Origin of the sequence: Cypionkella sinensis (genome assembly GCF_042646385.1) — a bacterium.
Lineage (GTDB): Bacteria > Pseudomonadota > Alphaproteobacteria > Rhodobacterales > Rhodobacteraceae > Cypionkella > Cypionkella sinensis.
The window spans coordinates 131,858-145,326 of the sequence record NZ_JBHRTO010000001.1 but is presented as its reverse complement, the minus strand read 5'-3'; the positions used below and the strand labels follow the sequence as shown (position 1 = coordinate 145,326).

The 13,469-nt window shown below is 60.5% G+C and carries 15 protein-coding genes; 4 read left to right on the top strand and 11 right to left on the bottom strand.

The window, feature by feature from the left end; translation table 11 throughout:
* Nucleotides 1–97 precede the first annotated feature (97 nt).
* The 5 genes from ACFOGH_RS00715 to phaC form a co-directional block, all read right to left on the bottom strand.
* Complete coding sequence (locus ACFOGH_RS00715; RefSeq protein ID WP_380071142.1) at nucleotides 98–619, bottom strand: PhnA domain-containing protein; 522 nt, start codon at nucleotides 617–619, stop codon at nucleotides 98–100.
* A gap of 54 nt (nucleotides 620–673) precedes the next feature.
* Nucleotides 674–1,621, bottom strand: coding sequence for a LysR family transcriptional regulator (locus ACFOGH_RS00710; protein WP_380071141.1), 948 nt, complete (start codon nucleotides 1,619–1,621; stop codon nucleotides 674–676).
* Nucleotides 1,622–2,176: a polyhydroxyalkanoate synthesis repressor PhaR gene (gene phaR, locus ACFOGH_RS00705; protein ID WP_380071140.1), complete on the bottom strand. Its 555-nt coding sequence runs from the start codon at nucleotides 2,174–2,176 to the stop codon at nucleotides 1,622–1,624.
* Nucleotides 2,177–2,308: 132 nt separating this feature from the next.
* Nucleotides 2,309–2,764, bottom strand: coding sequence for a Phasin (locus ACFOGH_RS00700; protein ID WP_380071139.1), 456 nt, complete (start codon nucleotides 2,762–2,764; stop codon nucleotides 2,309–2,311).
* Between the two features lie 154 nt (nucleotides 2,765–2,918).
* Nucleotides 2,919–4,724 (bottom strand): class I poly(R)-hydroxyalkanoic acid synthase, encoded by a 1,806-nt coding sequence (gene phaC, locus ACFOGH_RS00695; RefSeq protein ID WP_380071138.1) that lies wholly within the window; start codon nucleotides 4,722–4,724, stop codon nucleotides 2,919–2,921.
* Between the two features lie 105 nt (nucleotides 4,725–4,829).
* Here phaC and phaZ point away from each other — a divergent pair, with 105 nt between their 5' ends.
* Entirely contained in the window at nucleotides 4,830–6,104 is a 1,275-nt protein-coding gene (gene phaZ, locus ACFOGH_RS00690; RefSeq protein WP_380071137.1) for a polyhydroxyalkanoate depolymerase, read from the top strand.
* Between the two features lie 165 nt (nucleotides 6,105–6,269).
* On the opposite strand, the gene ACFOGH_RS00685 is transcribed toward phaZ, so the two are convergent.
* Nucleotides 6,270–6,986, bottom strand: coding sequence for an alpha/beta fold hydrolase (locus tag ACFOGH_RS00685; protein WP_380071136.1), 717 nt, complete (start codon nucleotides 6,984–6,986; stop codon nucleotides 6,270–6,272).
* Nucleotides 6,986–7,741 (bottom strand): alpha/beta fold hydrolase, encoded by a 756-nt coding sequence (locus tag ACFOGH_RS00680; RefSeq protein WP_380071135.1) that lies wholly within the window; start codon nucleotides 7,739–7,741, stop codon nucleotides 6,986–6,988. The genes ACFOGH_RS00685 and ACFOGH_RS00680 overlap by 1 nt, the downstream gene beginning before the upstream one ends.
* A 125-nt stretch (nucleotides 7,742–7,866) precedes the next feature.
* Here ACFOGH_RS00680 and thrS point away from each other — a divergent pair, with 125 nt between their 5' ends.
* The gene (gene thrS, locus ACFOGH_RS00675) at nucleotides 7,867–9,813 is read left to right on the top strand and encodes a threonine--tRNA ligase (RefSeq protein WP_380071134.1); all 1,947 of its coding nucleotides are present in this window, start codon (nucleotides 7,867–7,869) and stop codon (nucleotides 9,811–9,813) included.
* 151 nt (nucleotides 9,814–9,964) lie between these two features.
* Here thrS and ACFOGH_RS00670 read toward each other — a convergent pair whose 3' ends face one another.
* Nucleotides 9,965–10,321 (bottom strand): hypothetical protein, encoded by a 357-nt coding sequence (locus tag ACFOGH_RS00670; protein ID WP_380071133.1) that lies wholly within the window; start codon nucleotides 10,319–10,321, stop codon nucleotides 9,965–9,967.
* Between the two features lie 148 nt (nucleotides 10,322–10,469).
* Here ACFOGH_RS00670 and ACFOGH_RS00665 point away from each other — a divergent pair, with 148 nt between their 5' ends.
* A complete protein-coding gene (locus ACFOGH_RS00665; protein WP_054008012.1) occupies nucleotides 10,470–10,676 on the top strand; it encodes a cold-shock protein in 207 nt (68 codons plus the stop codon).
* Between the two features lie 34 nt (nucleotides 10,677–10,710).
* Here the strand turns inward: ACFOGH_RS00665 and ACFOGH_RS00660 are convergent, their stop codons facing one another.
* The 3 genes from ACFOGH_RS00660 to ACFOGH_RS00650 form a co-directional block, all read right to left on the bottom strand.
* The gene (locus ACFOGH_RS00660; protein ID WP_380071132.1) at nucleotides 10,711–11,034 is read right to left on the bottom strand and encodes an arsenate reductase family protein; all 324 of its coding nucleotides are present in this window, start codon (nucleotides 11,032–11,034) and stop codon (nucleotides 10,711–10,713) included.
* Nucleotides 11,031–11,435 (bottom strand): DUF2177 family protein, encoded by a 405-nt coding sequence (locus ACFOGH_RS00655; protein WP_380071131.1) that lies wholly within the window; start codon nucleotides 11,433–11,435, stop codon nucleotides 11,031–11,033. Before ACFOGH_RS00655 ends, ACFOGH_RS00660 begins: the two co-directional genes overlap by 4 nt.
* Nucleotides 11,436–11,564: 129 nt before the next feature.
* Nucleotides 11,565–12,686, bottom strand: a complete 1,122-nt coding sequence (locus tag ACFOGH_RS00650) for an acyltransferase family protein (protein ID WP_380071130.1) — start codon at nucleotides 12,684–12,686, stop codon at nucleotides 11,565–11,567.
* Between the two features lie 177 nt (nucleotides 12,687–12,863).
* On the opposite strand from ACFOGH_RS00650, the gene ACFOGH_RS00645 reads away from it, so the two are divergent.
* Nucleotides 12,864–13,466 carry a CDP-alcohol phosphatidyltransferase family protein gene (locus tag ACFOGH_RS00645; protein WP_380071129.1) on the top strand — a complete coding sequence of 201 codons (603 nt, stop codon included), beginning with the start codon at nucleotides 12,864–12,866 and terminating at the stop codon, nucleotides 13,464–13,466.
* Nucleotides 13,467–13,469 lie beyond the last annotated feature (3 nt).

Below are 13,469 nucleotides of genomic sequence, written 5' to 3'. Positions count from 1 at the left end.
GCAGATTGGGCGCCAAAACACAACATATTGTGGATAATCGCCCAAAAAATGTTGAAAAACACAAGTCATTCCCAGATGGGAAGACAACACAGCACCGCTAAGCCTTCTTCACAAACTCGGTCAGGATCACGATGCGCTGGTCCTCAACCCGGCCTTCGATCTGGCCCGCATTGTCCGCCACCAACGAAATCCGCCGCACCGCGGTGCCGCGCTTGGCGGTGAAATTCGCGCCCTTCACCACCAGATCCTTGATCAACACCACGGTATCGCCCTGCACCAGCAGCACGCCGTTGCTGTCGCGATGCTCAACCGCGCCCGCAACCTCTGTCCAGCCCTGCACCTCATCCGACAGCACCATACCCTCGCGCGCCTCAACCGCCCAAGGCTCGGCAAGCTGGCCAAGTTTCCGCCACACCGCCAGTTGCACCACCGGCTCGGCCGACCAAGCCGCGCCTTCAAGGCAGCGCCAGTGCGACGCATCGGCGGGCACATCCTCGCGGCACACCGGACAAAGCGCGATCTCGCCCGCAGGCGGCACATCCACCGCCGCCAGATCAGCGGTTGCGCCACAGAATTCGCAAGCATTGCCCGCGCGGGCCAGAAGATCGGAAAGTGCCATGGGATATCCTTTGATGTCCCCCTCCCCTATGCCGCCACGGCGGCAAAGGCCAGCCTAAAGCACCCGCAAGGTCTCACCCAGCCAAGGCCATTCCGCCTGCGCCGGGGCCACGATCTGCGCCCCGATCAGCCCACGCAACTGCCCGGCAATCTGGCGCGGCATGTCGCGCAAAACCCCCTCGCGCGCAGAAAGCGAAAGCGTGCGTTGCAGCGGTTCAAACGGCAGCGGCGCCACATCAATCGCCGCGTGAAACCGCGCGGCATGGTGCAGCGCCAGTGGCGTCAAAATCGTCCAGCCCTGCCCGCCCGCCACCATCGCCAAGATCGCGTGATAGCTGTCCAACTCGAACCGATGCGCCAACCGCAAATTCTGCCGCGCCAGATGCCCCGCAATCTGCCGCCCCATCACGTGCCGCGCGGTATACTGGATCAGCGGCAGATCAGCCGCCGCCTGGCCGCGTGGCGTGATCGCCAGAAACGGCTCAGCCAGCACAGGATGCACCTCGCGCCAGCCCTGATCAGCGGTGTCAGAATCCAGATCGGCCGCCACGACAATATCCAACGACCGCGCTTCCAACTGATCAAGCAAGCGATGACTGGCCCCGGTTTCGAGCAGAAACCGGCAGCCCTTCAACTCGGCAGCCAAGGCCGACAGCAGGCTGGGCGTCACCTCGGCGTCAAAATCCTCGATCATCCCCAGCCGCAGCGTGGTCAGACCCGACAGATCCGCCAGCGCCAGATCAGCCCGCGCCTCGGCTTCAGCGTTCAAAATCGTCTGGGCATGGCGGCGAAACATCGCCCCCGCAGGCGTCAGCCGCATCGGGCGGGCCGAGCGGTCCAGCAGCACCGCCGCCAGTGCAGCCTCAAGCCCGGTCAACTGCTGGCTGATCGCCGAAGGGCTGACCCCCAGCCGCTTCGCAGCCGCAGAAATCGCGCCCTCTTCGGCCACGGCAAGGAAAACCTCGATCCCCCACAGCGTGACGCGGCCCTGCGCTTCGGGCATTTACAGCTTCGACAGCTTCTTCTGAAGCTCGGCGAATTGCTTTTTGATCTCGGCCAACTCCTCAGCCGGATCTTGTGCCGAGTCTTCCTTGGCAGGGCCAGAGCCACCCCAACCCGGCACGCCGCCCATCATGGTTTTCATGAAGGCTTCCTGCTGCTTGCGCATCAGATCAAACCCCGGCATCGCCGTCAGCGGGTTCGGGATAGCGTTCATGTTCTCGATAACTTTGGTGGGGCCATCGCGCAGCATCTCAAAGCTGGCCGCCAGAAACTGCGGCACCACGGATTGAATGTTCGAGGTATAGCTGCGCACGAGATCGGTCAGCACATTGGTGGGCAGCACGGTATCGCCCTTGGATTCATGCTCGGCCACGATCTGCAACAGATACTGCCGGGTCAGATCATCGCCAGATTTCAGATCAACGATCTGAACCTCACGCCCCGCGCGAATAAACCCTGCAATGTCCTCCAGCGTGACGTAATCAGAGGTCTCGGTGTTATAGAGACGACGGCTGGCGTAGCGCTTGATCAACAGCGGCTTTGCTGGTTCGGCCATAGTTCTCTCCCCGAAATATTGCAGTGCAGAGAAAGTCTAGGACAGCGCAGAATAAAAAGAAAGGGCAGGCACAATGGCCCGCCCTATGCATCCCAAATCAGGGAGGAAATCAGGATGCGTGATCCTTGCGGATTACTTTGCAGCCGCAGCAGCGGTGGCTTTCTTGGTCGCAGCGGTCACTTCGTCGGTGGCTTTTTTCACGACAGCCGAAGCTTCAGCCGAAACGTCCTTGCCAGCGGCGAGCAGCAGTTCAACGGTTTCCATCTGCACTTTTTTCGCCACTTCAGCGAAAGCAGCCAGGTTTTCCGAAGCCAGTTCAGCAGCAGCCGAAGCGAAATCGGTCGCGGCTTTGGTGTAGTCAGCCGGCTCGGCTTTGGCTTTGGCAGCGCCCGACAGCTTGGCGATGGTCTCTTTTGCCCATTTGGACGAGATTTCGGTCGACTTTTCAGCAGCTTCCAAAGCCACTTTCGACAGTTTCTCGCCGAATGCGGCTTGGGTCTTGAATGCGTTCTGGAACGCCGAAGCGTCAACCGGGAACTTGGCCATCATGTCTTGCATGACTTTGGTGAAATCATTCGCATTGGTCATTGGAGGCTCCTACAGGTTTGCGGGAAACAAACCCGCTTTTCGATGAGCCAGATATAATTGCTGCACCGCAGCATTGCAAGTAAATATTCTGCAACGCAGCAATGACAGCGTCGCAGGGCACGCGCAGGGTTCCCTTGCGGAAAGCCGTGCAAACTCAACCCATTGGCGAGCCGGGCACCTGCGACACGTAAGTGCCCGGCGCGGCGCAGAGCACCGGACGCACCGAATCACCCGGCATCCGCGGCGGAATTTGCCCCCCCGATTGCGCCGCCAGCCATGCGCCCCAGCGTGGCCACCAGCTGCCCTGATTGAAGGTGGCACTGGCCATCCAGTCATCGGGCGCACCGCTGACTGGGGCTGCGTTGGTGTAATGGCCGTACTTGCCCTTTGAGGGTGGATTGATGATGCCGGCGATATGGCCGGATTGCGAGACGATGAAGGTCTTGTCCGCCGAACCCATCTGCTTGAAGCCGTTAAAGCTGCCGCGCCAATGTGCGATGTGGTCGGTCTCGCAGGCGATGGCGCAGACTGGGATCTGGATGTCCTTCAGGCTGACGTTGTGGCCGAACACTTTGAACGTGCCCTGCGCCAGCCCATCATCCTGACAAAGGCCGCGCAGATATTCGATGGCCATCTTGCAGGGCAGATTGGTGCCGTCACCGTTCCAATACAAAAGATCAAATGCTGGTGGTGCCTCGCCCATCATATAGCTTTTGATCGCTGGGCCATAGATCAGATCGTTGGAGCGCAGATAGCTGAACGTCCGGCTCATGAAGGTTTTCGACAACATACCATCGGCATTGCTTTGCCGCTCGATGCCATCGACGAAATCATTGTCGAGGAATACCCCCACCTCGCCGGGATCGGAAAAATCGGTGAGCGTGGTGAAAAAGGTCGCCGATTTCACCGAACTGTCCCCGGCCCGGTGCAAATGCGACAGGGTCAGCGACAGGGTGGTGCCCGCGATGCAGTAGCCGACCGCGTTGATCTGTTTTTCGTCGGTGATCCGGCGCACTTCGGCCATCGCGGTGAGGTAGCCCTCGCGGATGTAATCATCCATGCCGACATCGGCAAAAGCCCCATCCGGGTTGACCCAAGACACCACAAACAGCGTGAAGCCCTGATCGACGATCCATTTGATCAGGCTGTTCTGCGGTTTAAGGTCCATCACGTAGAATTTGTTGATCCACGGCGGGAAGATCAGCAGAGGCGTCTGAAAAACGGTTTCCGTGGTGGGGGTATACTGGATCAGTTCCAGCATCCGGTTGCGGAACACCACCGATCCGGGGGTGGTGGCGATGTTTTCGCCCAAGCGAAACGCCTCGCGGTCGGCCAGCGTGACCGCCAACTCGCCGTTGTTGGCCTCGATATCGGCCACCAGATTTTCAAGGCCACGCACAAGGCTTTCGCCATCGGTCGCCACCGCCTTTTCCAAGGCATCCGGGTTGGTGCCCAGAAAGTTGGTGGGCGACAGCATGTCGGTGATCTGTTTGGTGAAATACTCGATGCGCTTCTTGTCGCCTGCATCGATGGCTTCCATGTCGCTGACCGCATTCTGCACGGCCTCGGCGTTGAAGAGATACTGCTGCTTGAGATAGTTGAAGGCCGGATGCGTATCCCACAGCGGATTGGCAAAGCGCCGATCCTTGGGGCCGGGGTCGGCCGGGGCCTTCAACTCACCGCTCGCCAAGGCCTGCTGCGCCTCGACGTAATGCTTCATCGTCTTGCCCCAATAGGCGATCTGATGCTCCAGCACCTTGGCCGGATTCTGCATCATTCCGGCCAGATAGGCGGCGGCGGCCTTCATATACATCTCTTGCCCCGGCCCCTGCACGCCGGGGTCCGAGGGTTTTTTGTTCGCCAAAGCGGCCATGAGACGCGCTGACAATGCTTCTATCTTGGCAAGATTAGCGGTCATCTTCTCTAATTTTGCACCGGCAGCAGTGTCTTCGGTTGTCATGTTAATCTTTCGCCCCTATTCTTTCTGCTGTGCAGCATTACGCCGCCCCCTCCCAAGGGGCCCGGCGAAGATTGGGCCGGGGCCCTCTCCCCGCAAGGAGTCGTGATGAAGTATATGGCGACCTACGACCTGATGGAAAGCATTCGTAACACGAATGAGTGGATGGGTGCCACCGCGCGCGCCATGGCATCCTATCCGGCGTTTTCCATGACGATGAACCCGATGCTGCAAGTGATGGCGGCCTGGGGCGAAGTGACGGAACGCAGCTTTTCCCGCATGGTGGTCAAACCCGACTGGGGCATTCGGTCTATTCCGGGGCCAGAGGCGCAGGATCACCTTGTTGATGTGGTGCCGGTGGTTGAGCGTGCCTTTGGCAATCTGATCCAGTTCAAGGTGCGCCGCCGTGCGCCTATGGCGCGCAAGGTGCTGCTGGTGGCACCGATGTCGGGGCATTATGCGACACTGCTGCGGTCCACCGTGGCCAGCCTGTTGCCGGATGCTGATGTGTTCATCACCGATTGGCACAATGCCCGCGATATTCCGGTATCGGAAGGCAAGTTCGATATTGAAGATTACACGCTGTATCTGGTCGATTTCATGCGGGCACTGGGGCCGGATACCCATGTGATCGCGGTTTGTCAGCCTGCGCCGCTGACCTTGGCCGCGACTGCCTATCTGGCAGGCGAAGACCCCGATGCGCAGCCCCGTTCGCTGACCCTGATCGGCGGGCCGATTGACCCGGATGCGGCTGCAACCGATGTGACCGACTTTGGCCGCCGCATCACCATGGGCCAGTTGGAGCAGATCGCCATTCAGCGCGTCGGCTTCAAATACAAGGGCGTGGGGCGGCTGGTTTATCCGGGGCTGTTGCAGTTGCAAAGCTTCATGTCGATGAATGCCGAGCGGCATTCGAAAGCGTTCAGCGATCAGATCATGCGGGTGGCGCAGGGTGAAGCCTCGGACCACGACGCGCATAACCGCTTTTATGATGAGTATCTGGCGGTGATGGATATGACGTCAGAGTTCTATCTTTCGACGGTGGAGCGGATCTTCAAGAACCGCGAGATTGCCAAGAACGAATTCGTTGTGGCGGGCAAGAAGGTGGATATTGGTGCGATCACCAAGGTGGCGGTGATGACGGTTGAGGGCGAGAATGACGATATCTCGGCCCCCGGCCAGTGTGTTGCCGCGTTGGGGATGCTGACCGGCCTGCCCGATAGCAAGAAGGCCGAGCATCTTGAGCCGGGCGCAGGCCATTACGGCATCTTCGCGGGCAAAAGCTGGCGTTTGAACATCCGCCCGTTGGTGCTGTCGTTCATTGATGCCAATTCGGGTGCGGCGAAAGTGGCGAAACTGGCTTCGGTGAAGGCAGGCGCCTGAGCGGGCTTTTGCAGCCGGGGGCGGTGGCCTTCGGCAGCCCAGACTAAGGCGCAGTGGATCGCATTTTCCATTCCCACGTGGGAATGACTTGTGGTTTTTGCGCGAATTTATCCGATTTTACACAACATCTAGTGGTTGCGCCGGAAATTGTCGCCATTGCGCGCCCTAACGCAGCATCATCGGCCCGGCCAGAAACGCGGCAATCGCCTGTGAAACCGCCTCGGGTTGTTCGAGGCTGGCGAGATGGCCTGCGGCTTCGATCACCAGCAATTTGCCATAGGGCATCAGATTGGCGGTAAACTCTTGCCGCCGCATCGGCACCAGCGTATCCGCCTCGCCTGCGATCACCAGAACGGGAAGTTTGACGCGGCGCATGGTTTTCTGCTGATCCGGGCGGCGTTGCAGCGCGCGGGATTGGCGCAGGAACACGCCCTCGCCCAGACCCAGCGCCATATCCTGCACCAGCGCCATGATCTCATCGCGCCACGGCGCGTCGACGATGGCCGCGGCGGGGATTTCCTGCCGCATCGCCTCGGCCAGACGGCCCGATTTTGCCGCGACGATGCGGGATTCGCGGGCGGCGGCGGTTTGCGGCGGCTCGGCCAAGGGATCGGTTGCCATCAACACAACGCGGGTCACGCGGTCGCCCGCGCGGCGGATCAGATCAAGGGCAACGTCGCCACCAAGGCCGTGGCCCAGCAGGGCAAATTTCTCGGGCAGGCCGGGCAGGATGGCCTCGGACATCTGCTCGACCGTTTCGCCCTTGGTGGGCAGCACCACCTGCATGGCGCGTTCAGCCCCCAGTTGCACGATCTGCGGCAAAAACAGCCGCGCATCCGCCATCAGGCCGGGGATCAGCACCAAAGGTTCGCGGTGCGGCATCAGCGGGTTGCCTTCAGAACGTCGGTGATTGCCTCGGTGATCATTGTCAGGCAAGCGGGGGTCGAGAAGCGATGATCGGCCCCTTTGACCAAGGTGAGCCGGATATCATCGCCGGTGGCATGATCCAGCAGGCGCAGGGCGACGGCGGGCGGCACATCCACATCCGCGGTGCCTTGCAGCAGGCGGGTGGGGAAGTTCAGCGCCAAGGGTGCGCGCAGAACCAGCCGGTTGCGCCCCTCTTCGATCAGGCGGCGGGTGATGATATAGGGGCTGTCGGCGTATTCCGACGGCAGACCGATCTGGCCTTTCGCCATGATTTCAGCACGTTGGGCGGGCATGAAATCCGCCCACATGCTGTCTTCGGTGAAGTCCGGGGCCGCGGCGATACCCACCAGCCCCACAATGCGCTGCGGGATCGCGCGGGCCACCAGCAGCGAAATCCACCCGCCCATGGAGGAGCCGACCAGCACCAAGGGGCCGGAGGTGACGGCCTCGATCACCGCCAAGGCATCCTCGAACCAGTCGCCGATCGCGCCATCCAGAAAATCGCCCGAGGACACGCCATGGCCCGAATAATCCAGCCGCAGAAAACTTTGCCCCTGCGCCTTTGCCCAATCCTGCAAGTAGATCGCCTTGGTGCAGGTCATGTCGGATTTGAAGCCGCCCAGAAACACCACGCAAGGCCCCTGCCCTTTGGTGTGATGATAGGCAATCTGGCGGCCCTGCGGCGTGGTCAACTGATGCGGTTTGGTCATGCGGCCTCACTTTTTCTCCACCATAGCGGGCTGCGGTTGACAACACCACGCACCATAGGCAAAACCCCGCCCACATAACCCGCAACCGGGCGTTTCGTAGGCGCCAAAACGACGAGGAGGACGATATGTCCCAGATTTCCCTCACATTCCCTGATGGCAACAAGCGCGAATATGCGCGCGGCGTCACCGCTGCCGAAGTGGCCGCTGGCATCTCGACCAGCCTGGCGAAGAAAGCGATTTCCGCCACGGTCAATGGCGCGCATTACGATCTGCAATGGCCGATCCACGCCGACGCCAGCATCGCCATTCACACGCTGGCGGATGACGCGCAGGCGCTGGAACTGATCCGCCACGATGCCGCACATATCATGGCGCGCGCGGTGCAGGAAATCTGGCCGGATGTGAAAGTCACCATTGGTCCTGTGCGCGATTACGGCTGGTTTTACGATTTCGACCGGGCGGAACCCTTCACGCCCGAAGACCTTGGCCAGATCGAGGCCAAGATGAAGCAGATCATCAACGCCCGCGATCCGGTGCGCACCGAAGTCTGGGACCGCGCGCGCGCGATCAAATTCTATGAAGACAAGAACGAGCCGTTCAAGGTCGAACTGATCAACCGCATCCCCGAAGGCGAAGACCTGCGGATGTATTGGCACGGAAACTGGCAGGATTTCTGCCGTGGCCCGCATTTGCAGCACACCGGCCAAGTCCCGGCCGATGCGTTCAAGCTGACGCACGTCGCCGGGGCCTATTGGCTGGGCGATGCCAGCCGCCCGATGTTGCAGCGCATCTACGGCCTTGCCTTCAAGAACCGCGACGATCTGAAGGCGCATATGACCATGCTGGAAGAGGCCGCCAAGCGCGACCACCGCAAGCTGGGCCGCGAGATGGACCTGTTCCACATCCAGGACGAAGCCCCCGGCATGGTGTTCTGGCATCCGAACGGCTGGACGGTCTATCGCCAGTTGGAAGACTACATGCGCGGGCGTCAGAAGGCGGCGGGCTACAAGGAAATCAAGACCCCGCAAGTGGTGGACCGGGTTTTGTGGGAGAAATCCGGCCACTGGGAAGCTTACCGCGAGAACATGTTCATCGTTGAGGTCGACGAAGAAGGTGCCAAGGAAAAGCGCATCAACGCGCTGAAGCCGATGAACTGCCCCTGCCATGTGCAGGTGTATAATCAAGGGCTTAAATCCTACCGCGACCTGCCGCTGCGGCTGGCAGAATTCGGGTCTTGCCACCGCTACGAAAGCTCTGGCTCCATGCACGGGCTGATGCGCGTGCGTGGCTTCACGCAAGACGATGCGCATATCTTCTGCACCGAAGATCAGATCGAGAGCGAATGCGCGGCCTTCATCGCCCTGCTGTCCTCAGTCTACAAAGACCTTGGCTTTGACAAATTCGACATCAAGCTTTCCACCCGCCCCGATGTCCGCATCGGCTCGGATGAGACATGGGACAAGGTCGAAGGCGCGCTGAAAGGGGCCATCGAGAACCTCGGCCTGCCCTACCAGATCAACCCCGGCGATGGCGCGTTCTATGGCCCGAAACTGGATTTCAAACTGACCGATGCGATTGGCCGTGAATGGCAGTGCGGCACCTTCCAGGTCGACCCCAACCTGCCGAACCGGCTGGATGCGGAATATGTCGGCGAGGATGGCGCGAAACACCGCCCCTATATGCTGCACCGCGCGATCTTGGGCAGTTTCGAGCGCTTCATCGGCATCCTGATCGAAAACTACGCCGGTAAACTGCCGTTCTGGCTGGCACCGCGTCAGGTCGTCGTCGCCTCGATCGTCTCGGATGCCGACCCGTTCGTGCATGAAATCACCAATGCCCTGATCAAGGCAGGCGTGCGGGCCGAAGCCGACACCCGGAATGAGAAGATCAACTACAAGGTGCGCGAACATTCGGTGGGCAAAGTGCCGGTGATCCTCGCCGTCGGCATGAAAGAGGTCGAAGAGCGCACGGTCTCCGTCCGCCGCTTGGGCGATACCCGCACCGAGACGATGACGCTGGATCAAGCCTTGGCTGAATTCGGCTTTGCCGCCCTGCCGCCCGCCGGGCACTGACCACAAGCCATTTCACATTGGCCTAAATACTCCCGCCGGAGGCTCCGCGGCTGCCGCAGAAGCCTCCGGCGGGAGTATTTGAGCCAAGATGAAACCGGTCCCCGGCAGAGCCGCCGAGCGGGGGCTCGATGCCCCCCGAGGCGGCCCTTGTTTAATGGCTGTCGGGTTGCCGCGCCGCCAGTGCCAGCACGCCACCAAGCCCGCACATCGCAATCGGGAACATGGTGAAAACGCCAAACCCAAAAGCCACGAAAATCCCCAAGGCCGCCGCCAGCATCAGGATACCAGCCGGAATATTCTGCGACCGCGCCATCGCAGCACCCGCAATCGCAAGGATGGGCGCAAGAAAACTGGCGAGCTTGATCATCAGCGGATGATCGACCTGCTGGCCCAACTCGCCAATTGCGCCGTGTTTTTCGATGAGTTCGGTGTAACCATAGCCAAAAAACCCAACAATCATTGCCAAAACACCGCCAATCACGCCCAAAGTCAGTGCAGCATTTCTCACCCGAATCTCCGTGCTTGATTTTCGCCTAAGGTTTGGCATGATTTCATCAGTGACGACAGACTTTCTGAACGCCTGCTTGGCCCGGAAGACCTGGATTGCACGGCCCGCGGTAATATCGCCTCGGGGGGGTTGAGATAGGAGAGACGGAATGCCGACCGGCACCGTAAAATGGTTCAACAGCACAAAGGGCTATGGCTTTATTGCGCCCGATGATGGTGGGAAAGATATCTTCGTTCACATCTCGGCAGTCGAGCGCGCCGGGTTGAAGGGCCTGAATGACAACCAGAAGATCGGCTTCGAGCTGCAATCTGGTCGTGACGGCAAGGAATCCGCGGGCGATCTGCGCTTGCTTTAAGATATGAAGGCGGCCCTTTCGGGGGCCGCTTTCCTTACAGAAGCGCCGCCTGCACGGCGTCGTCCCAGCCGAGGTAAAGCTTGCCGCCCGACTCGATCACCGGGCGTTTCATCACCGCGGGCTGGCTGGCGATTTGTGCCTCGGGTTCTGACGCTTTCAGGAAATCGCTGAAGCCGCGATAGGTGGTGGACTGTTTGTTCACCGCGCGGTCGCCAAATTCCTGGACAATGCGGTCAATCTCGGCCGCCGAAAGCGGGTTGGCGCGGACATCGCGGAAGGTCACGGATTTGCCTGCAGCCTCCAGCGCTTTCAGGGCTTTCTTGCAGGTGTCGCAGGTGGAGATGCCGTAGAGGATCATTGCAGGCCTTTGAAGATCAATTTGGTCAGATAAACGCCGCCCCATGCAGAGAACGCCGTCAGGAAGGTGCCCCAGATCACGTCGGTGGCGACCATCTCGGGGGACCATGCTTTCATAATCGCGTAGCTGGTGAATTCATAGGTGCCGTAGGCCATCGCGCCCAGAATTGCTGCGGGCAAGAACACCGGGGTGTCGTCTTTCAGGCCGGGGATCGACACCAGATACAGCAGGCCGGCCACGTAGGCTGCGTAGAAGGCGGCGGCGGGGACGTAGCGGATGTCGGTCAGCAACTGGTCGCCCAAGTGCCGACGGAACAGGGGTTGCATGTGCAGGGTCAGCATGATGGCGTCAAGGATCAGAAAGATCAGCGCGGTTAGGATGTAGAGGGTGACGATTTGCATGGCGGCTCTCCTTTAATTCTCAACCTAGGGTGCGCGGGGGGTTTTGGAAGGGGTTTGTAACGGTCCCAACTCGGGACCTTTTTAAGTTGTTTGGATTCAATGGGTTGGTATGGGCATTTTAACGAAAAATTAGGAATTGCCCGCAAACAGCCGTCGGATCTGGCGGTTCAGGCGCGGCAGATACCATGCCTCCCACCGCAGGACGGGATAGGCGAAGGCGATGGCGAAGGCCCAGGTGGCGATAAAGGCGGTCAGCAGTTGCACGGCTGCGCCATAGGGCGCGGTCTGAACATAGACAAAACTGCCCAGCGTCAGGATGCCGATAGTGTGGGTGATATAGAGCGGGAACGACCAGCGACCGAGGCTTTGGCTGAAACCAGCAAGCAGAAAGCGCGGCGCGGCGCCCGGCGTGGTGACACACAGCACGATCAGCGTCGCCCCAAGCATCGACTGTCCGTCCACCGGCGCGCCGACAAGGATCAATCCCAGCACGCCCAAACACATCGCCACGGATCTTGGCAGAAAACGGCGGTGGATAAAGGAATAGGCTAGCCCTGCACCCAGCGTGAACATCCAGCCAAACCCGCGTGGAATAAGCAGGTTGAGGCCAATAACGATCACCACCAGAACCAGTTTGACAAGGTTCAAGCGCGCAGCCCCTGCCCGCGCGGGGCGCCACAATCCTGCGATGGCAAAGGCGGTAAACAGCGCGAGCAGGCTGCCATAGAACTCGACAACCATCGTCCACAGGTTCGAGTTGAACTGCAATGTGCGATAGCGCAGGAACAATGCGACGCTTTCCTTGGCCGCGCGCAGCAGGCTGACCTCGTGCGTCTGATCGGCATAGGCGAAATGCGCCAGCCAGTCCGAGCCGGACAGCGCCGAGGCCGCCACATTTTCATTGAGGTGCAGCCGCAGCGCCAAATAGCCCAACAAGACGCCAAAAGCTGCGGGGGGCCAAAGCCGGGGCAACCGCTTGACTGCGGCACGCAGCAGAGCCTTTGCGTCGCCGCTTTCAAAATACGCGAGTGTCAGCACAAAGCCTGACAGCAGGAAGAACACATAGACCGCCCCGGTGCCGTTCAGAAGCCATCCCAAGCTGTAAGCCGGCAGGCCTTCGGACATCTGGGCTTTAAACCCCGGCACAAAGCCCAGAGCGAAGTGGTGCAGCACCACGATCACCGAGGCATAGCCGCGCAAAGCCTCGAGCGCGCGCAGGCTTGGGTCGGTGGAACGGTCGAACGGCGGCACGGATACCCCTGCGGTTTTACAAGCCTTACCACAGCGGAGCAAAGGCCGAACACTGTGGCGAATTTATAGTGTTTTGGTGCCGATTGGAATCTTGCTCACGTTTTTGGCATCGGGGCGAAAAACACTCGGGCCTGAGCGATGGCGGTGGCTATGGTGGCCGAGGAGCAGGAGGGACCGATGATTGATGCCAGACTTTTGCCGATGCAGCATCGGTTGCTGCGGCGGCCTGCGCTGTGGCTGGCAGGCCGGGTGACGGCGGATCAGGTCTCGATCACCGGGTTTGTGCTGGGCGCGCTGTGTGTGCCTGCGCTGGCCTTTGGGCATTTTGGGCTGGCGCTGGTGTTGTTGGCGCTGAACCGGGTGGCGGATGGCTTGGACGGGGCGGTGGCGCGGATCAGGGGGGCTACGGATCGCGGGGCGTTTCTGGATATTGCCTTGGATTTCGTGTTCTACGCGCTGTTTCCGTTGGGGTTTGCGCTGGCTGATCCGGAGGCCAATGCCTTGGCGGCGGCGGTGCTGATCGCAAGTTTTGTCGGCACCGGATCGTCATTTCTGGCATTTGCCAGCATTGCGGCGCGGCGGGGGTTAACGGCGCGGGACTATCCCAGCAAGGGGATTTACTATCTGGGCGGGTTGACCGAAGGGTTTGAGACCATTGCGGTTTTCGTGCTGATGGCGCTGTTCGCTGCGTGGTTCGCGCCGCTGGCCTATGTTTATGCGGCGCTGTGCTGTGTGACGACGGCGTTGCGCTGGCGCATGGGGTGGCAAGCCTTTGCCTGATGC